Origin of the sequence: Niveibacterium sp. COAC-50 (genome assembly GCF_013184235.1) — a bacterium.
GTDB lineage: Bacteria > Pseudomonadota > Gammaproteobacteria > Burkholderiales > Rhodocyclaceae > Niveibacterium > Niveibacterium microcysteis.
In genome coordinates this window covers 109484-135441 of record NZ_JABCJM010000006.1, presented here as the reverse complement: position 1 = coordinate 135441, position 25958 = coordinate 109484, and the positions used below count along the sequence as shown (strand labels likewise).

General features: G+C 66.7%; 28 protein-coding genes. 14 read left to right on the top strand and 14 right to left on the bottom strand.

Annotation, left to right across the window (positions count from 1 at the left end; genetic code table 11):
- Positions 1 to 203 precede the first annotated feature (203 nt).
- From ccmI to HH302_RS18995, 10 genes are all read right to left on the bottom strand, one after another.
- Positions 204 to 1442 (bottom strand): c-type cytochrome biogenesis protein CcmI, encoded by a 1239-nt coding sequence (ccmI, locus tag HH302_RS19040; RefSeq protein ID WP_172204014.1) that lies wholly within the window; start codon positions 1440 to 1442, stop codon positions 204 to 206.
- Positions 1439 to 1912, bottom strand: a complete 474-nt coding sequence (locus HH302_RS19035) for a cytochrome c-type biogenesis protein (protein ID WP_172204012.1) — start codon at positions 1910 to 1912, stop codon at positions 1439 to 1441. Before HH302_RS19035 ends, ccmI begins: the two co-directional genes overlap by 4 nt.
- Positions 1909 to 2436: a DsbE family thiol:disulfide interchange protein gene (locus HH302_RS19030; RefSeq protein ID WP_172204010.1), complete on the bottom strand. Its 528-nt coding sequence runs from the start codon at positions 2434 to 2436 to the stop codon at positions 1909 to 1911. Before HH302_RS19030 ends, HH302_RS19035 begins: the two co-directional genes overlap by 4 nt.
- Positions 2433 to 4370 (bottom strand): heme lyase CcmF/NrfE family subunit, encoded by a 1938-nt coding sequence (locus HH302_RS19025; RefSeq protein WP_172204008.1) that lies wholly within the window; start codon positions 4368 to 4370, stop codon positions 2433 to 2435. The genes HH302_RS19030 and HH302_RS19025 overlap by 4 nt, the downstream gene beginning before the upstream one ends.
- A complete protein-coding gene (ccmE, locus tag HH302_RS19020; protein WP_172204006.1) occupies positions 4367 to 4807 on the bottom strand; it encodes a cytochrome c maturation protein CcmE in 441 nt (146 codons plus the stop codon). The genes HH302_RS19025 and ccmE overlap by 4 nt, the downstream gene beginning before the upstream one ends.
- A complete protein-coding gene (ccmD, locus tag HH302_RS19015) occupies positions 4804 to 4998 on the bottom strand; it encodes a heme exporter protein CcmD (protein ID WP_172204005.1) in 195 nt (64 codons plus the stop codon). The genes ccmE and ccmD overlap by 4 nt, the downstream gene beginning before the upstream one ends.
- Complete coding sequence (gene ccmC, locus HH302_RS19010) at positions 4995 to 5744, bottom strand: heme ABC transporter permease CcmC (RefSeq protein ID WP_172204002.1); 750 nt, start codon at positions 5742 to 5744, stop codon at positions 4995 to 4997. Before ccmC ends, ccmD begins: the two co-directional genes overlap by 4 nt.
- Positions 5741 to 6406 (bottom strand): heme exporter protein CcmB, encoded by a 666-nt coding sequence (gene ccmB / locus HH302_RS19005; RefSeq protein WP_172204000.1) that lies wholly within the window; start codon positions 6404 to 6406, stop codon positions 5741 to 5743. Before ccmB ends, ccmC begins: the two co-directional genes overlap by 4 nt.
- Positions 6403 to 7038, bottom strand: coding sequence for a cytochrome c biogenesis heme-transporting ATPase CcmA (gene ccmA, locus HH302_RS19000; RefSeq protein ID WP_371814735.1), 636 nt, complete (start codon positions 7036 to 7038; stop codon positions 6403 to 6405). Before ccmA ends, ccmB begins: the two co-directional genes overlap by 4 nt.
- A gap of 333 nt (positions 7039 to 7371) precedes the next feature.
- Entirely contained in the window at positions 7372 to 7722 is a 351-nt protein-coding gene (locus HH302_RS18995) for a DUF2845 domain-containing protein (RefSeq protein ID WP_172203998.1), read from the bottom strand.
- Positions 7723 to 8130: 408 nt separating this feature from the next.
- Between HH302_RS18995 and HH302_RS18990 the strand changes: the two genes are divergently transcribed.
- The 11 genes from HH302_RS18990 (at position 8131) to HH302_RS18940 (ending at position 18952) form a co-directional block, all read left to right on the top strand.
- Positions 8131 to 8814, top strand: coding sequence for a PPC domain-containing protein (locus tag HH302_RS18990; protein WP_172203996.1), 684 nt, complete (start codon positions 8131 to 8133; stop codon positions 8812 to 8814).
- Positions 8815 to 8932: 118 nt separating this feature from the next.
- Positions 8933 to 11089, top strand: coding sequence for a caspase family protein (locus HH302_RS18985; protein ID WP_172203994.1), 2157 nt, complete (start codon positions 8933 to 8935; stop codon positions 11087 to 11089).
- A gap of 30 nt (positions 11090 to 11119) precedes the next feature.
- Complete coding sequence (locus HH302_RS18980) at positions 11120 to 11716, top strand: RNA polymerase sigma factor (protein WP_172203992.1); 597 nt, start codon at positions 11120 to 11122, stop codon at positions 11714 to 11716.
- Positions 11716 to 12285 carry a hypothetical protein gene (locus HH302_RS18975; RefSeq protein WP_172203990.1) on the top strand — a complete coding sequence of 190 codons (570 nt, stop codon included), beginning with the start codon at positions 11716 to 11718 and terminating at the stop codon, positions 12283 to 12285. Before HH302_RS18980 ends, HH302_RS18975 begins: the two co-directional genes overlap by 1 nt.
- A 51-nt stretch (positions 12286 to 12336) precedes the next feature.
- A complete protein-coding gene (locus HH302_RS18970) occupies positions 12337 to 12978 on the top strand; it encodes a hypothetical protein (protein ID WP_172203988.1) in 642 nt (213 codons plus the stop codon).
- A gap of 14 nt (positions 12979 to 12992) precedes the next feature.
- Positions 12993 to 13322: a hypothetical protein gene (locus tag HH302_RS18965; RefSeq protein ID WP_172203986.1), complete on the top strand. Its 330-nt coding sequence runs from the start codon at positions 12993 to 12995 to the stop codon at positions 13320 to 13322.
- Positions 13319 to 14248 carry a hypothetical protein gene (locus HH302_RS18960; RefSeq protein WP_172203984.1) on the top strand — a complete coding sequence of 310 codons (930 nt, stop codon included), beginning with the start codon at positions 13319 to 13321 and terminating at the stop codon, positions 14246 to 14248. Before HH302_RS18965 ends, HH302_RS18960 begins: the two co-directional genes overlap by 4 nt.
- 39 nt (positions 14249 to 14287) lie before the next feature.
- Entirely contained in the window at positions 14288 to 14623 is a 336-nt protein-coding gene (locus HH302_RS18955) for a hypothetical protein (protein ID WP_172203982.1), read from the top strand.
- Positions 14624 to 14637: 14 nt separating this feature from the next.
- A complete protein-coding gene (locus tag HH302_RS18950; RefSeq protein ID WP_172203980.1) occupies positions 14638 to 15351 on the top strand; it encodes an OmpA family protein in 714 nt (237 codons plus the stop codon).
- Positions 15348 to 18257, top strand: coding sequence for a tetratricopeptide repeat protein (locus tag HH302_RS18945; RefSeq protein WP_172203978.1), 2910 nt, complete (start codon positions 15348 to 15350; stop codon positions 18255 to 18257). The genes HH302_RS18950 and HH302_RS18945 overlap by 4 nt, the downstream gene beginning before the upstream one ends.
- The gene (locus HH302_RS18940; protein WP_172203976.1) at positions 18254 to 18952 is read left to right on the top strand and encodes a hypothetical protein; all 699 of its coding nucleotides are present in this window, start codon (positions 18254 to 18256) and stop codon (positions 18950 to 18952) included. The genes HH302_RS18945 and HH302_RS18940 overlap by 4 nt, the downstream gene beginning before the upstream one ends.
- Before the next feature lie 69 nt (positions 18953 to 19021).
- On the opposite strand, the gene HH302_RS18935 is transcribed toward HH302_RS18940, so the two are convergent.
- On the bottom strand, positions 19022 to 19933 hold the full coding sequence (locus tag HH302_RS18935; RefSeq protein WP_172203974.1) for a LysR family transcriptional regulator: 912 nt from the start codon (positions 19931 to 19933) through the stop codon (positions 19022 to 19024).
- A gap of 134 nt (positions 19934 to 20067) precedes the next feature.
- On the opposite strand from HH302_RS18935, the gene HH302_RS18930 reads away from it, so the two are divergent.
- Positions 20068 to 20826: an SDR family NAD(P)-dependent oxidoreductase gene (locus HH302_RS18930; RefSeq protein WP_172203972.1), complete on the top strand. Its 759-nt coding sequence runs from the start codon at positions 20068 to 20070 to the stop codon at positions 20824 to 20826.
- 87 nt (positions 20827 to 20913) lie between these two features.
- Positions 20914 to 22773: a tetratricopeptide repeat protein gene (locus tag HH302_RS18925; protein WP_172203970.1), complete on the top strand. Its 1860-nt coding sequence runs from the start codon at positions 20914 to 20916 to the stop codon at positions 22771 to 22773.
- Positions 22774 to 22957: 184 nt separating this feature from the next.
- Here HH302_RS18925 and HH302_RS18920 read toward each other — a convergent pair whose 3' ends face one another.
- The 3 genes from HH302_RS18920 to HH302_RS18910 form a co-directional block, all read right to left on the bottom strand.
- Positions 22958 to 23329, bottom strand: coding sequence for a hypothetical protein (locus HH302_RS18920; protein ID WP_172203968.1), 372 nt, complete (start codon positions 23327 to 23329; stop codon positions 22958 to 22960).
- Between the two features lie 192 nt (positions 23330 to 23521).
- Positions 23522 to 24127, bottom strand: coding sequence for a hypothetical protein (locus HH302_RS18915; protein ID WP_172203966.1), 606 nt, complete (start codon positions 24125 to 24127; stop codon positions 23522 to 23524).
- Between the two features lie 88 nt (positions 24128 to 24215).
- Positions 24216 to 24557: a hypothetical protein gene (locus tag HH302_RS18910; RefSeq protein WP_172203964.1), complete on the bottom strand. Its 342-nt coding sequence runs from the start codon at positions 24555 to 24557 to the stop codon at positions 24216 to 24218.
- A gap of 166 nt (positions 24558 to 24723) precedes the next feature.
- On the opposite strand from HH302_RS18910, the gene gltS reads away from it, so the two are divergent.
- Positions 24724 to 25929: a sodium/glutamate symporter gene (gene gltS, locus HH302_RS18905; protein ID WP_172203962.1), complete on the top strand. Its 1206-nt coding sequence runs from the start codon at positions 24724 to 24726 to the stop codon at positions 25927 to 25929.
- Positions 25930 to 25958 lie beyond the last annotated feature (29 nt).

Sequence of the window (25958 nt, the reverse complement as noted above, 5' to 3'; positions counted from 1 at the left end):
GCTGTTCAGAATGAATTCCCTGCGCCGAGCGAGCTTGACACTGATTGGGAGGGGGCGCGATTGCTTGTGCCGCGTATGCCACTGCGAGGCTACGTTGTTCTCTCGGCGTGCGGTTGTCGTGCAGAGCGAGACGTGCGAACTGCGTACGTCGCTTACGTTGGGGTTGAGGCTATCGGGGCGCTTTACGCCCCGATAGCGGGCGATCAGGGCCGGCGCTGATCGATTTGAAGGGCGAGGGCCGATACGCTGGTGTCTGCCACGTTGGCAGTGCCGTAGAGGTCGCCTGAGGCGGCTTGTGCGACGCCCGATGCCGAGATGCGCGCTTCGATTTCGAGCTTGGCTACGCTCGAGAGCGGACGCTGGGCATTGAGCGAGGCGCTGTCGTCCAGCGTGATGGTTGCCGGCAGCGTGTCGGCACTGCGGCGGACGACCGCCAGGGGCATGCGTTCGCCCGGTGCGCGGGCGATCACGAACAGTGTTTTGCCGCTGGCTTCCGCCTTCATGGCAGGCGCGATGCCGATCGCGAGTGCCAGCGAGCGTTGGCTGGCGGCCGGCGCCTGTTCGGGTGCCTTTGCGGTGGGTTCGGCGGCGGCTGGCGCTGTGGGCGCGGCACCGCCCATCTGACCCTTGACCTGTGCGATTGCATCCTTCAGGAAGCGGGCGTCCTCGGATTCCGGCGCAACCTGAGGCAGCGCGCGCTCGAAGTAGCCAACCGCCGCAGCGTAGTCGTGACGACCCGCAGCGCCGGAGCCGGCCAGCATCAAAGCGAGCAGGTTGTTCGGATCGACCTGAAGTGCTTGCTTGACGAGCGCTTCGGGCTTGCCTTCCAGCTTGCCGCCAGCGTTCATGGCGAGCACATCGGCGTATTCGGCGAGCCAGTCGGCGTTTTGCTCCAGCGCAGGGCCGATGCGCTCAAAGGCAGCGGCGGCATCGGCGAAACGGTTCATGACCTTGTACGAGCGACCCAGCATCGCCCAGCCGGTGGGGTTGTCGGGGTTGGCTTCGAGCTTGGCGGCAAGGCTCTCGACCATCTTGTTGATGTCGGGCATGCCGTTCGGCGCTGCGGCCGCATGCGGGTTGCCGGTGACGGCGGCCGGTGTGCCGAGTTGCAGGTACAACACCACGGCCAGCAACGGCAGCATCAGGGCAACCGGGCCCAAGGTCAGCCAAGGGCGGCTGGCGCGCTGCACCGGCGCGGCAGTGTCGCCTTCTTCGAGCAGGCGGCGGTGAATGTCTTCGCGTGCTGCGTCGAATTCGGCGGCGGTGAGGGCGCCACGATCGCGCTCGCGCTCAAGGGTGGCGATCTCGTCGCGCAGGATGCGGGCGTTGAGGCGCGCCATGCTGACTTCGTCGTGCTGCTTGCGGCTGAAAATGAACGGGCGCGCAATCAGTGCGAGGGCGAAGAGGGCGATCAGGGCTGCGGCGATGATGAAGGTGGTCATTGAGAGACGTTCCGTTTGTCGGCGTCGGCAAGCAGCGCGGCGACGCGGCGGCGTTCCGCTTCGTCGAGGGGGGCGTCGGTTTGGGCGTTACGTTGCCGCAAGTGCATCAACAGGCCGGCAATGCCGCCCAAGAGCAGCACGAAAGGGCCGCCCCACAGGAGCACGGTGGTGGCTTTGAGCGGTGGGCGATAGCGCACGAAATCGCCGTAACGTGCGACGAGAAAATCCATGATCTCAGTGTCGGACTTGCCGGCACGGATCATGGTGCGGATTTCGCGGCGCAAATCTTCGGCCAGCTCGGCATGCGAGCCGGCGAGCGATTCGTTCTGGCAGACGAGGCAGCGCAGCTCTTCGCTGATTGCGATCATGCGCTGTTCGACCACCGGGTCTTCCGCGAGCGGGCGTGCTTCGCCGGCGAGCACGCTGCCAGTGAGGCAGAGTGCTGCGCACATCAGGGTCAGGCGCTTCATGTCGAGAGTTTCCGGATCAGGGGCAGGATGGTCTGGTCCAGGACTTCCTGGGTGACGGGGCCGATCTGCTTGTAGCGGATCACGCCGTTGCGATCGATGACATAGGTTTCGGGTACGCCATACACGCCATAGTCGATGCCGACGCGGCCATCGGCATCCATAGCGACGATCTGGTAGGGGTTGCCGAAGCTCGCGAGCCAGCGCTTCGCGTCCTCCGGCTTGTCCTTGTAGTCGAGGCCCACCAGGGGAACCGTGTTCGTGCGGGAGAACGCAACCAGTATCGGGTGCTCGTCGCGGCAGGACACGCACCACGAAGCCCACACGTTGAGGATCCAGACCTTGCCGCGCATGTCTTCCGGGCTGAAGGTCTTGCCCTCCGTGCCGAGCTGAGGCAGGCGGAAAGCGGGGGCGGGTTTGTCGATCAAGGGCGAGGGGATGCTGTGCGGATCCTTGTTCAGACCAACGGCGAGGAAGCCCAGCAGCACCACGAACAGTGCGATCGGAATCAGCAGCACGCGTTTCATGCGCGGGCTCCTTCAGCAGCCAGCGCCTCGCGTTTGCGCAGGCGGTATCGACGATCGCTGGCGGCCAGAATGCCACCCAGCGCCATCAGCAGCGCACCGCCCCAGATCCAGTCCACCAACGGCTTGTAGTACACCCGCACCGCCCAGGCTCCGCCGTCGAGCGGCTCGCCGAGCGAGACGTAAAGATCGCGGAACAGGCCGGTGTCGATCGCGGTTTCCGTCATCGGCATGCCGGAAGTGCTGTACTGACGCTTCTCTGGCCGCAGCGTGCGGATGAACTTGCCATCGCGCGACAGCTCGACTTCGCCGACCATCGCGACGAAGTTGGGGCCCTGGCGTTCGCTGACGCCGACCAGCTTGAAGCTGTGGCCGCCGACGACGGTGGTGTCGCCCGGCGCCATGCGCACATCGCGCTCGGCTTCATAGTGCTTCACGAATGCGACGCCGAGAATGCTGATCGCCAGGCCGAAGTGCGCGATCTGCATGCCCCAGTAGGCCGCTGGCGGGCGACCGGTGCGCAGGCGTTCGCGCAGTTGCAGCAGCATCGATGCGGCCAGCCACAGCGCGCAGAAGCTTCCGATTGCAGCACCGAGGGTCCATTTACCGGCCAGCATCGGCAGCGCAATCGCGCCTGCCACGCCGAACAGTGCGGGGTTACGCAGATGTGGCAGCAGATCTTTCAGCGCTGATTCTTTCCAGCGCAGCAGGGGCCCGACCGCGGCAAGCAGGAAGATCGGCAGTACCACCGGCACGAAGACCGAGTTGAAATAGGGCGGGCCCACCGAGAGCTTGCCCAGGCCAAGCGCGTCGATCGCGAGCGGGTAGAGCGTACCCAGCAACACGCACGCGGCAGCAACGACCAGCAATACGTTGTTGCACAAGAGGAGGGTTTCGCGTGACAGCAGCGCGAAGCGGCCGCCGAGGCCACTCTTCGGCGCACGTACGGCAAAGAGCGTGAGCGAAGCGCCGATCACCAGTGCCAGCAGGATCAGGATCATGATGCCGCGGCGCGGGTCGGTCGCGAAGGCATGTACGGAAGTCAGCACGCCGGAACGGACCAGGAAGGTGCCGAGCAGCGACAGCGAGAACGCGCTGATCGCCAACAACACTGTCCAGTTGCGGAAGCTGCCACGCTTTTCGGTCACAGCCAGCGAGTGGATCAGCGCGGTGCCGACCAGCCAGGGCATGAAGGACGCGTTTTCGACCGGGTCCCAGAACCACCAGCCGCCCCAGCCCAGTTCGTAGTACGCCCAGTACGAACCGAGCGCAATGCCGAGCGTCAGCGAGACCCAGGCAGCCAGCGTCCAGGGGCGTGACCAGCGCGCCCATGCGGCATCCAGGCGGCCGGCGAGCAATGCGGCAAGGGCGAAGGCGAAGGCCACGGAGAAGCCGACGTAGCCCATGTAGAGCATCGGCGGGTGCACGACAAGGCCCGGATCCTGCAGCAGCGGATTGAGGTCGCGTCCGTCCGGTGCGGCCGGAATCAGGCGATCGAACGGGTTCGAGGTGACCAGCACGAAGACCAGGAATCCGGCGGCGACGAGCCCCAGCACGCCGATCACCCGCGCCACCATGTCATCCGGCAGGCTGCGCGAAAACAGTGACACGGCGAGCGTCCAGCCCGACAGCATCAGCAGCCAGAGCAGGAAGGAGCCCTCATGGCCGCCCCACACTGCGGCGAACTTGTAGATCGACGGCAGTTGCGAGTTCGAGTGTTCGGCGACGTAGCGCACCGAGAAGTCGTCATTGACGAAGGCGATCGCGAGGCACACGAAGCTGGTCGCGAGCATCAGGAACAGCGCCTGCGACAGCGGCCGCGCCAGGGCGACCCAGGTGCGGTCGCCGCGATGAGCGCCGATAAGAGGAAGTGATCCCTGCAGGATCGCGACCAGAAACGCCAGGATCAGCGCGAAGTGTCCGAGTTCGGGGGTCATTGTTTGAGCGTGACTCCGGCTTTGTGGGCTTGCTCCACCGCGTGCTTGGCTTCCGGCGGCATGTAGTTTTCGTCGTGCTTTGCGAGCACTTCCGTGGCGGTGAATTCGCCGCTCGGCGTGAGTTTGCCCTGCGCGACAACGCCTTTCCCTTCGCGGAAAAGGTCCGGCAGGATGCCGGTGTAGGCCACCGGAATGTCCTTCGCGGTATCGGTGACGACGAAACGTGCGGTCAATCCATCACGCTTGAGGCTGCCCGGCTTCACCAGGCCGCCTACGCGGAAGGCGGCGCCCTGAGGTGCCTTGCCCTCGGCCACCTCGGTGGGGGTGACGAAGAGCGCGATGTTGCTGTTGAGCGCGTTGAGGATCAACCCGGTCGCGACGCCGAGCGAGGCGAGCGCACCCAGAATGATCGCAAGGCGTTTGTGGCGGGCTTTCATGCAGTGTTTCCTTCAGCTTCAATGGCATTGGCCCGGCTTTCGCGGCGCAGGCTCTGCAGGATGGCTTTGCGGCGCTGACGCAGCAGCCAGAGTTCGCCGACCAGCCCTACGACGCAGGCGATGACGCTGCCCCAGACGTACAGCGCATAGCCGCCCATGGCGAAAAACTCGGCAGGTGAATTCCAGTTCATGCGTTCAGCTCCGGCAGTCGGACAACCCAGTCGGTGTGCCGTTCCCTTTCAAGAATGATGGCGCGCGCGCGGGTCAGCGCGACAGCGATCGAATACATCCACGCCGCCAGCGCGACCAGCAGCATGCCCAAAAGCATGGTGTGCGCCATTGACGGGGATCGGGTTAGCGAAATCGATGAACCCTGGTGCAGGGTGTTCCACCATTGCACCGAGAAATAGATGACGGGAATGTTGACCACGCCTACCAGCGCCAGCACCGCACAGGCGCGGTCTGCGCGGCGCGGGTCGTCGATTGCGGCGCGCAATGCGATGTAGCCCAGGTACAGGAAGAAAAGCAGGAGTTCCGAAGTCAGCCGCGCATCCCAAATCCACCACGTACCCCACATCGGCTTGCCCCACAGCGAGCCGGTGATCAGCGACAGCGCAGCGAAGATCGCGCCGGTCGGGGCCAGCGCGGTGGCCATGATGCCGGACAGGCGGGTGTTCAAGGACAGCCCGACCGCCGACCAGAAGGCCATCACCATGTAGATGAACATCGACATCCACGAGGCCGGCACATGCAGGAAGATGATGCGGTAGCCCTCGCCCTGCTGCGCGTCGGTCGGTGCGACGAAGAAGCCCACCCACAGCCCGGCAACGCCGAACAGCACGGCGAGCGCGGTGAACCACGGAATCAGCTTGCCCGCCAGCGGGTAGAACGTGGCGGGGCTGGAATAACGGAACCAGTTGATAAGGCGAAAGCTCATTCGAGTGCAATCCTGATGGCCACGGTGACGGCAAGCGGCGCGAAGAATACCGAGAGAGCCAGCATTGCTGCCAGCAAAGAAAGGTGTCCGCCGGCCTGCAGGCCGGCAATCTGCGCTTCAACGGCGCCGGCGCCGAAGATCAGCGCCGGCACATAAAGCGGCAGCACGATCAGCGACAGCAGCGCGCCGCCGCCGCGCAGGCCCAGCGTCAGCGCTGCGCCGATCGCGCCGATCATCGACAACAAGGGCGTGCCAATCAGCAGGCCAAGCGTCAGCAAGCCCAGCGCATCGACCGGCAGATCGAACTGCAGCCCCAGCATCGGTGCGAGCAACACCAGCGGCAGGCCAGACACCAGCCAGTGAGCAAGGATCTTGCCTGCCACCAGCCAACCGAGCGGCGTCGGCGATACCGCCATCTGTTCGAGCGTGCCGTCGGCGAAGTCGTCGGCGAACAGGCGGTTGAGCCCGAGCAGCGTCGAGAGCAGCGCCGCAACCCACAGCACGCCGGGGCCGATCTTTCGCAGCAGGTTCGGGTCGGGCCCGATGCCGAGCGGGAAGAGGCTCACGACGATGACGAAGAAGAACAGCGCGGTCAGCGCTTCGCTCTTGCGCCGCAGCGCTAACAGCAGATCGCGACGGATGACAGCGAGCAGCGCGTTCATGCCACGCCCTCCAGCATCAGCTCGCGCCCGCCGGGTAGTGGAATCGCCTGGTGACTGGTTAGGATCGCGATGCCGCCGCGCCCAACGTGGTCGGCCAGCACTTCGCCGAGCAGATCCACCGCACGGGTGTCGAGCGCGGCAAGCGGCTCGTCAAGAATCCACAGGCTCGCCTTGCGCGTCAGCAGGCGGCTGAGCAGCACACGCCGGCGCTGGCCCTGGGAGAGAAACTTCACCGGCAGTTCCTCACGGCCCTTTAACCCAAAACGGCGTAGGGCGACTAGCGCGGTCGCCTCATCCAGCGCATGGCCGTCCAACGCGGCGGCGAGGCACAGGTTCTCAAGCGGCGTCAGGTCTTCCTTCAAGGCGGAGTGGTGACCAAGGAACAGCAAGGCCTCACGATAGGCGTCGCCGGCTTCGCGGATGTCTTCATTGTTCCAGCGCACGCTGCCGGCCGCCGGGTGGGCCAAGCCGGCGAGCTGCCGCAGCATGCTCGTCTTGCCTGCGCCATTGCTGCCGCGCAGATACATCCACTCGCCCGCGGTGAGCGTGAAATGGATGTGCTCGAACAAGGTCCGGTGACCCCGTACGCACGCCAGATCGTGTGCCGACAAACTGCTTGCAGGCTGCGTCACTCCCCGAACTCCGTGTTGCGACAGCGGATTGGCATGGGGGGTGTTCTGGACGGCTTTACCGGGGCGTCGTTGCGGTTGCGAAGAGTCTTGAGTGCCAACAAAGCAGATTCCAGATGGTTTGGCGGCCGATGGCCGGGTTGGTCCGCGGCCCGGGCTGCGCCCCGGCACTGCTCGGGTGGCTGATTCCAACGAAGGCGATTTTGCGGACAGGGGCGGCACTCAGGCCGACCCGTGTCCTGATTTCACCACAAAGTGGCGGTTTTTTCCTTGTGCGATCTGCAAGCGCCGTGTTTTACCGATCTCGCATGCGGGTGGCGACGCGTCGAGTGGGTTTCAGTTGCTTCGGTCGCCGTAGAGCACCGATTTCAGCTCGTTCTGCTCAAAGCGGAGCACCGTCAGGAAGGTGCCGGGTCCGGCGTCGTAGGTCCAGTCCTCCACTTGGTCACATACGGTGACGAGTACCGGCTCGGTTTCGACGCCGTCGGCAAGCCGCGTGTAGCTTCGCTTTCGCTTGCACAGGTAGTCCTTGCGGGCGGGTTCGCCGCATTTCTGGATGACGGTCATCTTCGTGTCGCCTGGGCTGACCAGGTTGTTGCCGCAACGCAAAGCCTCCGCGCCGACCGGAAGGCTGGCGGCGACGAGGACGCTGGCGAGGCAGAGCTGAAGCAGGTGCGGAGCGGGCAAGGTCTGATCCTTCTTGAATGGCTGCGTGGGGGGGGGAAGGCCCCGTGCCTGCCCTCGGGCGATGCCGGCAGGTGGCTGAAAACAGTGGTGGCTGACCAGGCAACGCGTATCACGCCGTCCGCGATGACGTCGACGCGTGGAGTGGCGACGTTACGCAACACATTTCTGTCTGGGGTTCGGCGTACGGCGGCCTGATGAGGCGAGCTGCAATCCGTCGTAGGCGATGGTCGCCAGTCTTGTCGCGCTCCGCTCAAGGGGCCCGACGCTCCGGCCGATATGTGCTTGCCTTGCCGGCGATTCTGATGACAGGGCTGGATGCCCTGTTGTTAAATTGAACGAAAAATACAAATTTGGCGCTTTGCGCCTGAACCCGAGCACGCTTTGCCGTGCGAACAGGAGCCTCGATAAATGTCCCTGACCCGCAAGCTGTTGATCGCCGCGATGGCGGCTGCATTTGCTGTGTCCGCCTCTGCGGCGGCGACGAAGAAGCCGAACGTTGATACCAAGCATGCGGCGGCGACGCCGGCGTCGGCGGCGGTCGATCGTGTCGCAACGGCGCATGCGCTGACGCGCTATGGCGACGCCAGTGGCGATCCCCTGGCGCTCATCACTGCGGCAAAGATGCTCAAGGAAGCGGGCCTGCGCGACGCGACGGTCAAGCGCACGGGCGGCAAGCCGGCGGCGGACAAGGGCAAGCCCGATATCTATGCGCCGGACGCGATCCTGGCCCGCGCCAAGGCGTTGGCGGAAGGTCGCCCGGATGTCATCGCGCTGGCGGACGATGTGGCGAAGGCGGGGGCGCGCGGTCGCGACCGCGGGCCTGGCCGCATACATACGGTCGTGGGCGGCGGTGAGGTGGACTCGTTTGACGTGACCTTCAACGGCGAAGAGCCGGCGCGCGTGCTGGTCAGCGGTGACGGTGACTCGGACCTCGACCTCTACGTCTACGACGAGAACGGTAACCTGGTCTGCAAGGACGACGATAACTCCGACGACATGGTCTGCGGCTGGACGCCGCGCTGGACCGGCACTTTCACGATCCGCGTGCGCAACCGCGGCATCGCCAACGAGTATGTGATGATCACCAATTGATCATCAGCACCGCGCCTGGGTGTTGCCGTTCGGCAGCACCGGACGCGGTGGCTGTCTGCACGGGCGCGGGCCGGGGGTGGTCGGCGCCCGTGTTCCATGAACTCGCCGGAGGTCGCTCGTGGGGCGAATCGCCAAGTCCGCATTCGGTGTCGTACTGGCACTACTGATTCCCTTGATGCCCGCCCAGGCGCGCGAAATGCGCGCGCTGATCGTGGGCGTGTCCGAGTATCCCTCGCTGGCGAAGAACTACCAGCTGGAAGGCCCGCGCAACGATGTGCAGCGCCTGCGCGACATCCTGCAGCAGCGTGGCTTTGCACCACGCAACATCACCTTGCTGGCGGATGGTGTCGCGGGGGCCAGTGGCTTGCCAACGCGCGCAGCGATCCTCGCGGGGCTCGACAGCCTCGCCACGCAGTCCGCCAAGGGCGACTATGTGTTGCTGTACTTCTCGGGCCACGGCAGCCAGGAGCCTGCGGATCGCAACACGCCCGAAGGGCGCGACGAACCGGACGGCCTGTTCGAGATCTTCCTGCCGCGCGACATCGGCAAGTGGGATGAGTCCGACGATGGCGGAAAGGTACAGAACGCGCTGGTGGATTTCGAAATCCGCCGCGCCGTTGATCGCATCATCGACAAGGGCGCCTTCGTCTGGGGGGTCTTCGATTCGTGCCATAGCGCAACACTCGTGCGTGGTGCAGACGACAGCGCCGAGATCCGCTACCGGCACATTTCGCCGCAGGCGCTCGGCGTGCCGGGCGAGGCGATGGATCGCGCCGAAGCCGACGCCGTGCGCTCGCGTGGCAAGAGCGACGCAGCCGCGCCGGACCCGTTCGCGAGTGCGAAAGGGCAGGGCGGCGGGGTGTTCTTCTACGCCGCGCAGACCACTGAACTTGCACCCGAGATGCGCCTGCCGCTCGGGCATCCCGACCGCAAACCCTTCGGCCTGTTCGGCTTCACGCTGATGCAGGCGCTCGAATCCGGCGCCGTGATGACATACCGCCAACTCGCGCAGTATGTGCTGAGCCAGTACGGCGGCATGAATCAGACGCGCGTGACGCCGCTGTTTTCCGGCACCCACCTCGACGCCCCGGTGCTCGGGCAGGACGCGGTACCGATTCAGCAATGGAAGCTGGACCGTGCCGCGACGCCCGCGATACCGGCCGGTGCGCTGTCGCGCATTACCGAAGGCTCACTCTTCGCCATCGTCGCGAACCCGCTCGACAAGACGGAGTCCGCGATTGGTTATGCCGAGGCGCACAACGTCGCGCTGTCGTCATCCGCGCTGACGTTCGTCGCGCAGAACGGCAAGCCGGTGCTCGATCCGAAGGAGATCCCGGCGGCCGCGCATGCACGCCTGCTGCGGGTGGCAGGCCAGTATCAGTTGCGCGTGGTGGTTGATACCAACGCCTGTGAGGGCAATTGCCCCGCGCTGGCGCCGATTACCGCACTGCAGAAGAGCGGTATCGCCGGTGCGCAGATCGAATGGCTCAAGGCGCCGGATGCTGGCGACGTGGCGATCGTGGCGTTCCGCGACCGCGTGATGCTGGTGCCGCCGGCCTTGCAGGGCCTCAGCTGCAAGGCACGCAAGGCCGCAGCCGAGCGTCAGCGTTGCGAGGCCGAATTGCGCAGCGGCTCGCTTACGCTGGCCTGGAAGCCGGAGCAGGGTGCCGACGCGCTGCGTGAAACGCTCGCGACGGCGCTGCACGGTGTCGCCCGTGCAACCAACCTGATGCGTATCGCCAGCCAGCTCACCGAACGCAACGGCGGCGGCAAGCTGGCCGTGTCGATGAAGCAGATTACGCGGGCGGGCAAGGTTCTGCCCCTGAGTGCCGAGCGCAGCCCGGTGCTGCATGCGGGCGACAAGGTGGAAGTGTCCTTGCTCAATGAAGGGCAGATGCCGCTCGATGTGACGGTGCTATACCTCGACGCCAGCTATGGGGTCAGCGCGCTGTTCCCGTACGGCGGCGCGAGCAACCGACTCGAAGCGAAAGCCAGCTACAGTTTCGAGATCGACATCAATGACGACACGACGGGGCTGGAGCGCCTGGTGACGATCGCCGTGCAGGCGCGCAACCTGGGCGAGCGGGCAGACTTTTCCTTCCTGGCACAGTCGCCGATCGAGCAGTTGGACCGAACGCGCGGCGTCGAGGACGATGACGTTACCGCCTTCCGTGACGCCGGCTTTGCCGACTACACCACGCGGGGTGTCGGTGCACCGAAAACGCCGGGTGATCGCACCTCGATGCAGGTCTTCAACTGGACGATTCAGAAGTGAGTGCGCGGGCTGGCACATCAAAGGGTGGCGATGGACACCGCTGAACGCAACGCGCGGGACCGTGCCTGGCTGAGCGCCATTGCAGCGGGCGGGCGCGATGGCGAGCGCGCCGTCGCCGCGCTGTTCCGCGAGTACCGGCGCCCGCTTTTGGCCTTTCTGATCCGCCACGGCGCGCAGCAGGATCTGGCAGAGGATCTGCTTCAGGAGACGTTCGTGCGTGTGGTGCGTCATGCCGGAGGTTTTCGTGGCGAGGCTGCGGTTTCTAGCTGGATCTACCAGATCGCGCGTAACCTCGCGACCGATGCGTCGCGCGCACCGCGCCGCGAAGAACACCTGGACGATGCCGGCTGGCAACGCGTGGCCGACGAGACCGCATGCAGCACGGAAGGCGATGCGAAGGCCGCGCTGGACGATTGTGTGAACAGCGGTTTCGCCGCCTTCGGCCGCGCGCATCCGGAGCGGGCCGAGGCGCTGCGCCGCGCGGCGCTGGATGGCTGGAGCGTGCGCGATGTCGCGAACTTTCTCGAACGCACCGAGGCGGCAACGCGCGAGTACCTCTCGCAATGCCGCAAGCGCCTGCGCGAATTCCTTGAGCCGTGTCGAGCACTGATCGTGGAGGAGGACTGATGGCCCAGCCCCCAGACGATCTCGACCGCTGGCTCGCCGAGCTGGCCGGGCGTGAAGCAGCGCGTGGCGAGCGAAGCGAGTCGCAGGCCCTGCGGCGCGCAATTCTCAACGAGGCAAGGCTCGATGCGGCGCCGCCCGCTGCGGACGACGAGCACGCCACCGAGCAACTCTTGTTCCGTCTGCGCCGCGAAGGCCTTCTCAAACGTCGTCGCCTGCCGGCCTGGGGATTTGCGCTTGCCGCCACGCTGGCAGCTGCCGCCGTCGGCCTTGCGGTGCTGCGCCAAGCCACCCCGCCAGCGACAGAAGTGGTGGCCTATGCCGAGCCGCCCATCTGGCGCGGTGCCTACGCGCAGTTCGAAGTCAAAACGCCTCAGCCGCGCGTGAGCGCCGAAAAGCTTGTTGCCGCACTGCGGGCTGAAGGCATACAGGCTGATATCTATGCAGCGGCGCAGGTCTACACCGTGGATACTGAACTTGCCGACCCGGTTAAGCCGGCGCTGGCAGCGCATTTCAAGGCGATCGGTCTTGCCGTGAAACCCGGCCGTGTTCGCGTCGAGTTCAAACCCTGAGTGGTCTGCGTGAGCCGCGCCACCGGCGAACTCAGATCTGGAGATCTTCCGATGAAACGAATCCTGCCCTGTCTGCTCATCCTCGCGTGGCATGTGCTTGCCAGTGCCGATGTGTTGCCGCCGCAGGCGGCCGATGCGGCGGAACGTTTTCGCAACAACCCCGGCGCCTTCGACCGCACGGACCAGTGGTGCGAGGGCAAGCGCGTGGATGGCGCCTGTCAGGTTGACGGCAACGCGTTCGAGGGCGGCGGGCCGGGTATCTGCGAGCGCGACCTAAATCGCCGCGATTACCAGATCGACCTGCACTGCGTCGTGAAGCCTGCACCACGCATTGAGCGAGCGATCCCCGACGGCCTCTGGCAGGCAGACGCCGACGTGTGTGCGCTGGCAGCCCGCTCGGACTCGGTCGCGCAGACCGTGCGCTCGCAAGGCTGGGCCTGCACCGAACCGCCGGTGCTGAGTGATCGCTTCTGCAAGGGCGTGGAGGCGGGGCAACGCTGTGTAGCCGAAGTGTCGCTTGGCGACCGTGTTCAGCGGTTCGACGGCGTGTGCCGTCGTCAGCTCGATACCAAGGGCACCTACTTTCAAGGCCGTCGCACATTGACTCGCCCGATCGTGAGCTGCGAGCCGGAGCATCCAGCCCCCGCGGCAACCTTGAAGCCAGTAAGCGCCTGGCGCAAATTGTTCCAGTAAGCGCGGTTCGCACAGTGCCGGCACAGCTTGCGGCCTTGGGCATCACGCTGCTGATCGAAGCGCCGATCGTCCTCGCGGCCTCGGCGCGTGCGCCGCGCGGCCCGGGTTGGCGCGTTGCTGCGGCGCTGCTGCCAAGCTGTGTGACTCACCCGCTGGCCTGGCACGTGATCGGTAACTTTGGCGCGCACGACTACCTTGTCGGGTGGTGGCTGGTCGAAGTGCTGGTCACCTTGGCGGAAGCACTGATGCTCAGGGGCCTTACGGGTTTGCCGCTGCGCATCGCGGCGGCGGTGTCGGTAGTGGCCAATGCGGCGTCGGCTGTGCTGGGGGCGGCGCTGCTGTGAGAACGCCCATCCATCAACTGTGGATGCCGTTGGCAGCGGTGTCGGGCCTGCTCGCGGTGTGGCAACCGGCTACGCTCTATCTGGCCGCTCTGGCGGTGTTCGGCCTGCCGCATGTGCTGTGGGAGACGGCCTGGGTCTGGCGCCTCTGGCGCGATCGGGTACCGCGGTTCGTGTGGTGCGGTTTGCTGGCGGCGCTGCTGCTGCAAGCGGCATCACGCCTTGCGCTGTGGTTGGGGCGGATTGATGCGCCAACGGCGGCCGCGTGCGATGCGGCAACGCTGGCGCTCGCGCTGCTGGCAACGCTGGGCGTGGCGCGCCGACTGCCGGCCGGGCATCGCGTGGTGTTCGTCGTCGCGGCGCTCAGCCTGCCGGTGGCGCTGGTGGCGGTGGCCGACACGCCGCAGGTGTTCGGCGTGCTGGCGGTGTTGGCGATTGCGCATAACTTCACCCCGGTCGGCCTCGCGCCGCCGTCGGCATGTATCGGTGCCTGGCCCGCGCGCGGCGTGCTACTCGCATTGTTCAGCGCGCCGATCCTGCTCTTTGTCGTGCTGGCGTTCGCCGGCGCGCCATCGGCAAGCGGGGCGACGCGGCCGGCGGAGCTCGGCTGGATTCAGCAGCACGCGCCGCAATGGGTCGATGCGCTGCTGCCGGCGCTGGTGTGGGCGCAGTGCCTTCACTACCTTTCGGTGATCCATCTGATGCCCCGCGCGATCGGCAGCGCCTGGCGCGGCATGCCGCTGCGCCCGCTCGCGTTGGCCGCGAGCATCCTCTTGCTGGCCTACTTCATCGTCGATTACCCGGCCGCGCGCGGCCTCTACGCCGTCGCAGCCGGCATGCATGCGTGGCTGGAATGGCCACTGATCCTGCTTGCGGTCGCAGGGTTTGGGTCGCGCGAGCCTGATGATTGTGCGCTGGCGGCGTCCTAGTGCGGGTTGCAGCCCTTTCGGCTGGAGGCGAGGTATCAGATGCGCGAAATGGTTCAGCGCAGCGTGAGGCTTGCGAGCCTGACGGCGATGATCGTGGCGGGGCAGTGCGCGGCGGAAGCGTCCGCTGCCGCGCCGGAAAAGACGGCAGACAAGGCGCCCGCGCGTTCGGTGCACCGCAGGCAAGCCCTGGTGCTGCACTTGCCAAACAAGCCCTTGGGCCTGCGCGTGCTGCGGCTGGATTCGTTACAGTCACTGTCGGTGCTCGGCGCCGCGCTGGCGCCGCTGAAGGGTCTGGAACTGGGGCATTGCCGGCTGACGAACGCTGCGGAGCAGGGCGCGGCAGCGTCGCCCGCGGTGGGCGGCGAAAGCAATTGAATTGGGTGGCGTGGATGAACATCGTTCGATTGGGGCAGAGCCTGCGGCTGTTAAGCCTTGCGGCCGGCTTTGGTGTGGTGGCCGCGCATGCGGCCGATAACCTGGATGTTGAAACGCGCAAGGTGCAGACCGAACGTGAAGCGCGCGAAGCGGCGTTGCGTACCGAAGCGCGCAAGCTCCAGGCCGAAAGGGAACTGCGCGCAGCGGTGTCGCGTGCAGAAGCGGCGAAGAGCAGCGGTAAGCCGGATAGTGCGCGCCGCGCCGCCGAGATCGCCGCGAGGCAGAAAGCTGAAGCAGCCGCGCAAGCCAACGTCGCCCACCCGGATGAAACGCCGCGTGAACTCACACTTACCCTCGACACGCCTTTCGCGGCTGATGCCAACCAGCTGAACGACGACGCGCGGCAAGCGCTGACGCAGGTGGCGAAGCTTGCTCAAAGCCGCCGGCTCGTCGGGCCGATCCGGATCGAAGGGCATGCCAACGAGCCCGGCACTGACGAGTATCGGCTCGCCGTGGCTGGGCACCGCGCCGATCTGGTGCGCGACTTTCTGGTTGCACAAGGGGTGGCGGCCGAGCAGATCGAAACGATCGCATCGCCGGTGCGTACCTGGACACCGCCCGCGGCTTGCGACGCGGAAGCGAGCGCGACGCCAGCCGATGCGCAGTGCGACAACCCCGGCTCATCAGTGGTCACGGTGATCCACCTGCTGGAATTCGACACCCCATGAAGCGCGGCACCGGGAAGCGCTTTTCGCCTCGTGCACCCTGGCGGCAGGTGGCCGCGGTGTTCGGTGTGCTGAGTGCGCTGGCCTGCGGCACGGCATCGGGCGCCAAGCTCGAATGCACGAAAGAGGCAGCCAGCGCGGCGGCCGGCCGTAGCGGTGTGCTCGCGCTTTACGACAAGGGTTGTTACGACGAGGCGTTGCAGCGCGCGACGACATTGCTCGACGGTGCTGCCGATCGCGACGCCAGAACGCAGGCGTTGCTGCTGAATGACGCCGCGGTGGCGAGCGAGAAGCTGGGGCGCTACGCCGAGGCCGATGCCTTCTACCAGCGTGCCGTCGGGCTGTTGCAGGCAGGGCCAGACGCGGCCCTCGCCGGCACGATCGCCGGCAACCGCGCCGTGCTGCAGTACCGCGTCGGCGAGTACGAGGCGGCGCTGAAGGCCTATGGCGACGCGATCCGTATCCTTGAAACCGCGCCGGGCGCCGACCAGTCCGCACTGAGCGCGGCGCTCAGCGGGCTGGGCCTCGTCGAGCAGACACTGGGCCGGCACGACGATGCCGCGCTGCATCTGAAGCGCGCCCTGGCGATCGACGAGAGGCTGCACGGCCCCACGCATGCCGATGTGGCGACCGACCTGTCGAATCTCGGCGACCTCTACCGGGTGCTGGGCGATTTTGATCGTGCGCTGCCGACTTATCAGCGCGCCTACGAGATCCGCAGCAAGGTACTGCCGCCCGACCACGCCGATACCGCCAACAGCCTCAGCAAGCTGGCCTACGCCTACGAGAACCTGGGCCAGAACGCGCTCGCGCTGAAGCACTACCGTGATGCGCTGGCGATGCGCGAGCGGGTGTTGCCCGCCGGCCACCCGTTCATCGCCAGTGCACAGAGCAGCATTGGCGACATCCTGCGCCGCACCGGCCAGCTTGAAGCGGCGAAGCCCTGGTATGTGCAGGCGCTGGAGATCCGCCGTGCCGCCTTGCCGGCTGGCCATGCCGACATCGCCGACACCTTGCACAACCTTGGCTGGCTGCTGCAGTTGCAGGGTGAGGGCAAGGGCGCCGAACAGCACTACCGCGAAGCCCTCGCAATTCGCGAGCAGGCGCTTGGCGCGGGCCATGCCCGCACGGCGGACACGATGGCGCGGCTCGCGAGCGTGCTCGCCGCACGGGGTGAAGTGGCCGAAGCGCTGTCGCTGGCGCAGCGCGCGTTCGCCATCGCGCGCGCCGCTGGCGTGCCGCAGGTGGAATTCCAAACCGGCGTGCTGCTGGCCGCGCGCTATCACGCGGCGGGCCGCACCGAGCAGGCGGTGTTCATCGGCAAGCAGGCGATCAACGCGATGCAGCGCATCCGTGGCCAGTCGCGCACGCTGGACCCCGCGCTGCAGCGCAGCCTGATGCAGGAGCACGGCGGCGCCTATCGCGAACTGGCGGGCTGGTTGGTTGACCTTGGGCGCCTTGCCGAAGCCGAGCAGGTGCTTACGATGCTCAAGGAAGTCGAGCTCGCCGATCTGGTGCAGCGCTCGGATGTGCAGCGCACCCAGGCGGATTTCGTTGGCGCGGAGAGAGCGGCGGCGCAACAGGGCGATGCCCTCGTGGCGAGTGGCGTGGCCGAGGCCACCGAGCTGGCGGCCCTGCAACGGCGCCAGCGCGCCGGTGAGAAACTGGGCGACACGGAGCTGGTTCGACTGCAGGCCTTGAAGCTGCGGCAAGTGCAGTGGCAGGTCGAATTCGAGCAGTGGGTCAATGGGCTCAAACTCGCGCCGGCGGCGGCTGAGCGCGCCGAGATCCTGCACCGCGGCAGCGATCTGCAGACCTTGGTGCGGCGCGATCCGGGTGCGGTGGGGTTGTCGTACATCGTGGGCGAGCAGCGGCTGGCGATCGTGCTGGCCACCGGGCGCGGCAGTTTCGGGCGCGAGGTGGCGATCAGCCGGATCGAGCTCAATCGGCGTATCGCCGCACTGCGGCAAGCCATCGAAGCGCGTGCCGATGTGCTGCCGGCCGCGCAGGCGCTGCATCAGGTATTGATCGCCCCGGTCGCGGCCGAACTGGCGCAAGCCAAGGCGACCACGCTGGTGCTGGCGCTCACAGAATCGCTGCGCTACCTGCCGTTTGCCGCCCTGCACGATGGCAAGCAGTTCCTGATCGAACGCTTCGGTCTGGTGCACTGGCTGCAGGCCGGCGGCGTGCCGGCGAGCGGGCCGGTTACCGACTGGCAGGTGGCAGGGCTCGGCGCCGCACGTGGCGCGGCCGGCTTCAAGCCCCTGCCGGCGGTACCAAGCGAGTTGGCGCGCATCGTTCGCGATGCCAAGAATCCGGATGGCACCCTGCCGGGGCAGATCAAGCTCGATGCCGAGTTCGACCGCGACGGCCTGGAAGATGCGCTGTCCGGCCGCTACAACGTGGTGCACATCGCCAGCCACTTCGCCTTCCGCCCGGGGGATTCGAACAACTCGGTGCTGTTGCTGGGCGACGGGCAGACGATCAGCCTGCGCGAACTCGCCGCGATGGATTACCTGAGCCTGCAACTGCTCACACTATCTGCCTGCAACACCGCAAGCGGCGGCGGCACCAACGAGAATGGCGCCGAGGTCGAGGGCCTTGCCGCGGCGGTGCGCCGGCAGGGCGCGCGCAGCGTGCTCGCGAGCCTCTGGCCTGTGGCCGACGCAAGCACCGCCGCGCTGATGCAGCAGTTCTACGCTGGCCATGCCTGGGGCCGAGCGGCCGCACTTCGCAGCGCGCAACTGAGCCTGCTGCGCGGCGGCGCGAAAGCATCGGCGGATGACGCCGCGCGCGGCGCCACCGTCGCGGGGGCCGCGTCGACCAAGGCCGCGTCGGGCGACCCTGCGCGGCCATGGGTGCATCCGTACTTCTGGGCACCTTTCGTATTGAGTGGAGACTGGCTGTGAGCCCACGACCAAGCGGCGCAGCCTTGCTGCGTGCGGTAGCGCTGTGCGCAATGCTGATGGTGCCCACGCTTGCGCTGGCGGCATACGACGCCGCCAGTTGGCGAGCGCCCGATGCGGAGCTGAGCGAATCGGCCGCCGATTCGGCGGGGTGGCAGACGCTCGATTGCTACGGCGCTGGCTGCGAGGCGCTGCTCGCGGCGATCCGCAAGCGCCTGCCGCCCGACATGCAACGCAACAACGCGGGCAGATTGGCGGTGCGTGCCGAGGCTTGGCATACCGAACAGCTCAGCCACTTCGGCCCGTTCCGAGCCGATGAGCCGGTTGGTGGCGAGCCGCCAACGCCGGGTACGCCGTGGCTCGACGCCCGCTACAGCGCGGTCGATTGCGACTGGCGTGGCGCAGACGGCGCCCACCGTATCAGCATCGCCGCCGGGGGCGTTGCGCACTACACCGGCCCCGACGCGCGCGAGCGCCGGCTCAGCTTACGTCGGGTGAGTGGCTGCCAACGCTGCCGTGCGCACTATCTGCGCCTGGCCTGGAGCGACCCGAGCGACGCGGAGCGGGGGGCCTTGTTTGTCAGCTGGTCCGACCTTGAGTTCATCCGCGGTGGCGAGGGGCACATGGGGGGCTTCGCCGGCTGGTCCGGCCAGAACAACACGCTGATGGAATGTGTGCTGCGGCCGGCGCAGCCCTGACCGCTTCAGCGCGTATCCGGCGTGCGGATGTCGCGAAGTCGCCGCCGGGCCTTGTGCGCGAGGTGCCGGTCAGCCTTGCAGATGCGGCTGCATGATCTCGCCCAGCCAGTTCATGAACACCTGCAGGCGGCGAGACACATTGCGGCGGTTGCCGTACAAAATCGAAACCGGCATCGGTGCCGCGCGGAATTGAGGCAACACTTCGACCAGCGCGCCGCTGGCCAGCAAGGGTTTGATGCCCGGTTCCGGCACCTGGATCAGGCCAAGGCCGGCGAGGCACGCGGCCTGGTAGGCATCAGAGTTGTTCACCGTCAGCGCACCGGCCATCGCGACGAACTGCACGGTGTCATCCTGCCCGGAGGCCGTGTATTCAAAGCCCGCGGGTTTGCCACCGAGTGCCGAGGCGTAGTGGATCAGCCGATGCCGTGAGAGGTCATCGAGCGTCTGTGGCATGCCGAACGCCGCGAGGTATGCGGGGCTTGCGCAGTTGATCATGCGGTAGCGGCCGAGTGGCCGCGCCACCAGGCTTGAATCGCCGAGCGGCCCGACGCGCAGCACACAGTCGAAGCCCTCGCGCACGAGGTCGATGCGCCGGTCTGTGCTGCTCAGCTCGATCTGCAGGCCCGGGTGCGTTTGCATGAAGGCGGGTAACTGCGGAATCACGATCGCGCGCGCAACGCCCAGCGGCATGTCCACCCGCAGTCGGCCCTGTAGTTGCAGTGCGCCCTGTTTGAACATGCCTTGCAGCTCTTCGATATCGGCCAGCAGATCCTTGCTGCGGTCGTAGAAGGTCTGCCCGTCGGGGGTCATCTGCACCCGGCGTGTGGTGCGATGGAGCAGCCGCGTGCCGAGCTGCGTTTCAAGCCTCTGCACGGCCATCGAAATGCTTGCCTTCGGCAAGCCCAGGCTCTGCGCGGCCTGCGTGAAGCTCGCCATGTCGGCCACCCGCAGGAAGATCCGCAATGCATCGAGTTGATCCACCGGCGTCACCTTTATTGTTCGCCATATTTGAACAGTCTAATCAGTATCGCCTGATTTATCGCGGGCTTGTGGATCAATAGGATCTCACCCATCGCGCCGTGCTTCGGCGAGTCCCGACGTCCAGGAGATTCAACATGACCCGCAAGATCGCACTCATCACCGGTGGCAGCCGTGGCCTTGGCCGCAATGCCGCGCTCAAGCTCGCCGCCCGTGGCGTCGACATCATCCTCACCTACCGCAGCCAACAGACTGAGGCTGACGCCGCGGTCGCCGAGATCGAGGCACTCGGCGCCCGCGCGGTGGCGCTGCGGCTGGATGTGGCTGACAGCACATCGTTCGCTGCCTTCGCCACCGAAGTCCGGCGCCAGCTACAAACGCTGTGGCAGCGTGATCGCTTCGACTACCTGTTCAACAACGCCGGGGCTGGTGTCCACGCAGCCTTCGCCGAAACCACCGAAGCGCAGTTCGACCAGATGATGGCCATCCACCTCAAGGGCGTGTTCTTCCTCACGCAAGCCATGTTGCCGCTGATCGCCGACGGCGGGCGCATTCTCAATGTATCGAGCGGCCTCGCGCGCTTCGCACTGCCGGGCTACGCCGCCTACGCGGCGATGAAGGGCGCCGTCGAGGTGCTGACGCGCTACCTGGCAAAGGAGCTCGGCCCGCGCGGCATCGCCGTGAACGTGCTTGCCCCCGGCGCGATCGAAACGGACTTTGGCGGGGGGGCGGTGCGCGACAACGCCCAGCTCAACGCCTTCGTCGCCTCGCAAACCGCGCTCGGCCGCGTGGGCCAGCCCGACGACATCGGCGACCTCGTCGCTGCGCTGTTCTCGGACGACGCCCGCTGGGTCAACGCCCAGCGCATCGAAGCCTCGGGTGGCATGTTCCTGTAGCGAGATCAAGTTTTGCTGCGCGTGGCGTGTTTAGGTGCCGGGCGGCTCCGCTACCATGCGCGCTGCTCAACACCCGACCCGTATGCCATGAGCTTTACGCTGACTGTCTGGGCACAGCCCGAGAATCTGCCCCTGCCTACCGATGTGATGCAGGCGCAAGCCCAGCTCGACGCGGTGCAGGACACACCGGGCACGCAGCCCGAACCTCGCTTCCTGGCGCTGGCGCGCGCGCTGGATGCCCGCTTTCCGAACACCGAAGACGGTGACGGCGACATGTACGATCACGGGCTGGAGATCCTCGAAAAGCGCCCGGATAACGACCGCTACTACAACATCGGCCTGTGGGCGCGCGATGACAGCTTCGAGGTGGGTTTCAATCACCTGGTGGTGCAGGCCAACGACCTTGGCCTGCATGTGATGGATGGCCAGAACGGCGCGGTGTATCTGGCCAACGGCGAGGTGCTGGCCTTCGGTGCCCATTCACGCACCGCGAGGCTGGACGACGCGCTCTCGCGCAAGGATTGGGCGGCCGCGTGGGGCGAGTGTCGTCGCCTCGCGCCGCGCAAAGAAGCCGAGGCGTGGGTGGTGTGGGGGTTGATGGTGACGCAGGGCCGCATGGCGCCGGCACACCCCGCGCTGGGGGCTGCGCTGGCCCAGTTCAGCGGTGTCGATGCGACCAAGGATCGGCGCGTCGAGTGGTGCCTTAAAAAGGTGTCGCCGGCCCTCGCGGCAGAACAGTCTCGCCTGCTGGCGGGCCTGCGCGCGGCGGCGGATGTGGTCGCCTACGTCGACACCGAATTGCAGCGTACGCCTGCACCTGCGGCGGTGGGCGGTGGCGCTGCGCCTGCGACGCCGCCCGATGCCGCCACCGCAGCCGCCGCGACCGCGATGGGCATCGACCCCGCGCTGGTGGCACGGGCCGAGGCGGGCAGCGCGCAGGCGCAATGCAAGCTGGCGATCGATTTCCTGCACGCGAAGGAAGCGGTGGTGCCGGGCTCGGGCAAGCTCGCGCTGCTGTGGCTCGAACGATCCGCCGCGCAGGGGAAAAGCCTGGCGCAGGCGCTGCTCGGCGAAGGCTTGCTGCGCGGCTGGCGCGGTTTTCCGATCGACATGGAGCGCGGCATCGCTTCGCTGGAGTCGGCTGCCGCTGCGGATGACGTCGATGGCCTCAACTTCCTCGCCCAGTTCCTCTACGAAAAGAGCGTGCGCCGCCCGCCCGGCGCAGACAGGATCGAGAAGCGTAGCGACCCGACCAGCCTGCGCTACCAGGCCCGCGTGCCGGAACTGTTGATGCGTGCAGCCGCGCTGGGCAGCCCGCGCGCACTGTTCTGGCTTGCGGTGCGCCTTTACGACGAAATTGGCACGCCGCGCGACGACATTGCCGCCAAGGCGGTGATGCAACTCGCGCGCACCCGCGCCGCCAAGGTCTGCGCGGAACATCCGGGCGTGCTCCCGGTGCTCACCCCCACGCCGGACGAATCCGCCGAGGTGCTGGCGCTGGCGCGCGAGTTGGGCGCCGACATCAAGCAACTCCCCGCGCTGCTCAAGGCACGCCTTGCCGCGCGCACCCCCGCGCCAGCGCCGGTCGTTACGTCGCGGGCAACGACCAGGTCGATGCCCGCGTCGGCGGCACAACCCGAATCGGATCTTGAGGATGAGCCCGACGATGGGCCCCGCCGCGCCCTGCACTGGGGCCATGTCGCGCTTGTGATCGGCGCGCTCAGCCTTGCCGTGCTGTTGACGCTCGCACCATCAGTCGGACGCGGCGGCCTCAAGGTGCTCATGCTCTTGGTGAGCCTTATCGGCGCCTGGGGCGTCTGGCGCAGCACCGCAGACCTGGAGTGGGATGAAGCCAAACGCGCCTTCCTCGCCGTGCTCGCGCTGATCCCCGGCATCGGTTTCATTGTCTGCATTGCAGTGCTGCTGCGCGTGGTGAGGGGAGAGTAGCCCGGTAGGTCGGGTCCGCCGCAGGCGTAGCCGCGCGGAGAAAACCGCTGCAGATTCGTGACCCGTTAAATTGCGGGTTACGCCTCTGGCTAACCCGCACTACGCTGGCCGAGCAGGCGAGCAATTAGGCTTCATTGCATTCAAGCCAAGCGACGGGCTGCGGTGCTTTCAGCCAAACGGGCCTTCAGTCAGCGAGGTGCTTGAGGGACCAAGCCATCGCCGCTTCGCGTGTTTCGAAGATCTCAAAGGGCATCACACCAGCGTAGATGCCTCGCCATATCGGCGCCGAGATGGCGGCACCCTTCACATCGGGTGCGATGACATAGGCGGTGCAGATGCGGCCTTGTGCAGCAAATGCATGAACACCCTGACGAATCGCCTCCAGCGCATCGAGGGGACAGATCGCTTCACCGCGGATCTCGATGATCGCCGCCCACGCCCCTTGGGCCGCGAGTTCGCAAGCTATTTTCGTTGCGCGTTCGCGGTAGTGTTCGATCAGTTCGAGATTCCAGGGGCCGTCGATCTCGGAATACAGAATCTGGTCGTGGCGATGCATGGCGATGGATCCATGTATTCGAAAGCCCTTCATACGGTCGATCTTCCTCTCATTGGGTTGCCGGTTTCAGGCCCATTCTGCTGCCGTGGCGGGGCGTGTCAATGCGCGCAGGCAATTGCGTGCGTAACACGCCATCGGCATCCAATCGCACGGCGCCGCTGGCGCAGTCGGCGGTGCAAGGCGGTTTGCGCCTCAGTGCTCGGCACGAGGGTGATCCGCCGGCACCAGATGCGCCAGCACGAAAGCCACTGAGGTCGGCAGCGCCGAGTACCAGCGGAAGGTCGGTGCGAACCAGGGGTGGTTTTCCGGCAGCATGAAATGCCGAAGGGTCTCGCGCGTCATCACTGCGGCAAATGCTGTGTGGCCGCGAACCGGATCAGAGATGCAACGCAGGCGCCCGGAGCGGTGCAGCGCTTCCAGGTCGAGGCGGCCGATGCAGATTGGCGCCAGCGCGTAGTGCATGCCGTGCACGTCCAGCGCGAGCAGCCTTACCTCGAGCTCGCCAGCGGCGTGAAAGTCGCTGCGGTCGCCGGCGATGCGTCGGGCGAACTCGCGCTTCATGGCAATTGCGTCGTCCACGGCGCGCAGCGATGGTCCGCCTTTCCAAAGGCGCGTGATGCTGCTGCGCGGCGCAAGGCGGGTGCGAAGCTGTGTGAGGCTGGCGTCGTCCCAAGACAGGTATCGCCAAGCGGCCGCGAGATCCCGCGCGACGAGCGTCTGCCTGCACGCGATGGCTGCGCCAAGCACGGCGGCGATCAGCAGGGCCAGCAGACCCAGGGTCAGCGCTAAGTTAGGCATCGGGCTGGTGGAGGCTTAAAGGCGCCACTATATCGCCCGCGCTCGGCTGGCGATGGCGTTGCACGGTGGCGCCGAGGGTGCGTAACCGTCAGCGAATCGCCCAGGCGCCGCCACGCGGCAGCATGCCCGGCACCACCGCGCGCACCAGCGGCGGCAACGGGTCGACCAGGGCGGCGAAGGCGCTGCGCCACTCGTCGTCGCCGACATCGACCGCGGGTGTCGTCGGCGCCGCAATCGCGAGATTGGCGACCAGCACATCCACCGGGCCCGCGGCGGCGACGACTTCACTTGCGGCATCGCGTGCCGCGAGCGCCGGTTCGCTGGCGACAACGATGGCGCCCTGCGCGGTGAGCGCATCACACAACGCCGGCCCCATGAAGTCGCCAGCCTGGGTGACGAGAATGCGCTTGCCTTCGAGCATACGGGACATGGTTTGGCCTCCCTGTCAGTCGTGGGCACTTTAGCGCAGGCTCGTGGCGCAGGGCGGCCGTGCCTGCGACGCATACCGCTTGCGAAGCAGGCTATCCAGCGGCGGCGTGCAGCCGTTACGATCACGCCGCTTCTATGACCACCACACCGCCCGGCGAGGATCACGCATGGTGCAGCTCGATATCTACGGAACCCTGGTCGCGGCCTCGCTGGTCTTGCTCACCGGCCGCCTGTTGGTGGGCAGGATCGCCGTACTCAAGACCTACACGATTCCCGAGCCGGTGGCGGGCGGCCTGCTGGTGGCGCTGGCATTGCTCGCGGCACACGCCACCACCGGTTTCCAGATGCGATTCGATACAGGGCTTCAGGCGCCGATGATGCTGACCTTCTTTGCCTGCATCGGGCTCAACGCCGATCTGGCGAGCCTGCGCCACGGCGGCCGCCGGCTCTTGATGCTGCTCGGTGTGGTGCTCGGCTTGCTGGCGCTGCAGAACCTGCTCGGGATGGGGCTGGCAAAGGTGCTGGGGCTCGATCCGCTGATCGGGCTGCTGGCAGGGTCGATCACCCTTTCGGGCGGTCACGGCACCGGGGCGGCATGGGGCGCGGTGTTTGCCGAACGCTACGGCTTGGCTTCGATGACCGAACTGGCGATGGCCTGCGCCACCTTCGGGCTGGTGCTGGGCGGTTTGCTGGGCGGGCCGGTTGCGCGCTACCTGACTGCGGGTCTTCGCTTGCCCGGCCAGCGCGGGGCGGGGGACGCTTCGCCGACCGCGTTCGAAGCGCCGGATACGGTACGTTTGATCACCGCGCCGGCGATGATCGAAACGCTGGCCCTGATCGCCTGCTGCCTGATGGGCGGGCATGCGATTGCCGGCGCGCTCAAGGGCACGGCGTTCGAGTTGCCGGTGTTCGTGTGCACCCTGTTTGTCGGCGTGATCCTGCGCAACGGCCTGGCGGCACTCGGGCTCTACCAGGTCTTCGAGCGCGCGGTGTCGGTGCTGGGCAACGTTGCGCTGGCGCTGTTCCTGGCCATGGCGCTGATGTCGCTGCGCCTGTGGGAGCTCTCTGCGCTGGCCTTGCCGATGCTGGTGATCCTGCTCAGCCAGGCGGCGCTGATGGCGGCCTACGCGATCTTCGTCACCTTCCGGATCATGGGGCGCAATTACGACGCGGCCGTGGTCGCGGCAGGGCATTGCGGCTTCGGCCTGGGCGCGACCCCGACCGCGATTGCCAACATGCAGGCGGTGACCGATCGCTTCGGCCCTTCGCAGGTGGCGTTTCTGATCGTGCCAATGGTGGGCGCCTTCTTCATCGACATCGCCAACGCGCTGGTGATCAAGGGCTTTCTGCTGGTCGTGGATCTGATCCGCTGACACGCCTTGGGCGCCGGCCGCGTCGCCCT

Excerpts from the sequence above, each read along its gene's own strand:
- ccmB (WP_172204000.1), bottom strand. The coding sequence starts at position 6,406 with ATGAACGCGCTGCTCGCTGTCATCCGTCGCGATCTGCTGTTAGCGCTG.
- HH302_RS18975 (WP_172203990.1), top strand. The coding sequence starts at position 11,716 with ATGGCCCAGCCCCCAGACGATCTCGACCGCTGGCTCGCCGAGCTGGCC.
- ccmE (WP_172204006.1), bottom strand. The coding sequence starts at position 4,807 with ATGAAAGCCCGCCACAAACGCCTTGCGATCATTCTGGGTGCGCTCGCC.
- HH302_RS18955 (WP_172203982.1), top strand. The coding sequence starts at position 14,288 with ATGCGCGAAATGGTTCAGCGCAGCGTGAGGCTTGCGAGCCTGACGGCG.
- HH302_RS18925 (WP_172203970.1), top strand. The coding sequence starts at position 20,914 with ATGAGCTTTACGCTGACTGTCTGGGCACAGCCCGAGAATCTGCCCCTG.
- HH302_RS18930 (WP_172203972.1), top strand. The coding sequence starts at position 20,068 with ATGACCCGCAAGATCGCACTCATCACCGGTGGCAGCCGTGGCCTTGGC.
- HH302_RS18950 (WP_172203980.1), top strand. The coding sequence starts at position 14,638 with ATGAACATCGTTCGATTGGGGCAGAGCCTGCGGCTGTTAAGCCTTGCG.
- HH302_RS18970 (WP_172203988.1), top strand. The coding sequence starts at position 12,337 with ATGAAACGAATCCTGCCCTGTCTGCTCATCCTCGCGTGGCATGTGCTT.
- ccmD (WP_172204005.1), bottom strand. The coding sequence starts at position 4,998 with ATGAACTGGAATTCACCTGCCGAGTTTTTCGCCATGGGCGGCTATGCG.
- HH302_RS18920 (WP_172203968.1), bottom strand. The coding sequence starts at position 23,329 with ATGCATCGCCACGACCAGATTCTGTATTCCGAGATCGACGGCCCCTGG.
- HH302_RS19025 (WP_172204008.1), bottom strand. The coding sequence starts at position 4,370 with ATGACCCCCGAACTCGGACACTTCGCGCTGATCCTGGCGTTTCTGGTC.
- HH302_RS18990 (WP_172203996.1), top strand. The coding sequence starts at position 8,131 with ATGTCCCTGACCCGCAAGCTGTTGATCGCCGCGATGGCGGCTGCATTT.
- HH302_RS18980 (WP_172203992.1), top strand. The coding sequence starts at position 11,120 with ATGGACACCGCTGAACGCAACGCGCGGGACCGTGCCTGGCTGAGCGCC.
- HH302_RS18910 (WP_172203964.1), bottom strand. The coding sequence starts at position 24,557 with ATGTCCCGTATGCTCGAAGGCAAGCGCATTCTCGTCACCCAGGCTGGC.
- HH302_RS18915 (WP_172203966.1), bottom strand. The coding sequence starts at position 24,127 with ATGCCTAACTTAGCGCTGACCCTGGGTCTGCTGGCCCTGCTGATCGCC.
- ccmI (WP_172204014.1), bottom strand. The coding sequence starts at position 1,442 with ATGACCACCTTCATCATCGCCGCAGCCCTGATCGCCCTCTTCGCCCTC.
- HH302_RS18945 (WP_172203978.1), top strand. The coding sequence starts at position 15,348 with ATGAAGCGCGGCACCGGGAAGCGCTTTTCGCCTCGTGCACCCTGGCGG.
- HH302_RS19030 (WP_172204010.1), bottom strand. The coding sequence starts at position 2,436 with ATGAAACGCGTGCTGCTGATTCCGATCGCACTGTTCGTGGTGCTGCTG.
- gltS (WP_172203962.1), top strand. The coding sequence starts at position 24,724 with ATGGTGCAGCTCGATATCTACGGAACCCTGGTCGCGGCCTCGCTGGTC.
- ccmC (WP_172204002.1), bottom strand. The coding sequence starts at position 5,744 with ATGAGCTTTCGCCTTATCAACTGGTTCCGTTATTCCAGCCCCGCCACG.
- HH302_RS19035 (WP_172204012.1), bottom strand. The coding sequence starts at position 1,912 with ATGAAGCGCCTGACCCTGATGTGCGCAGCACTCTGCCTCACTGGCAGC.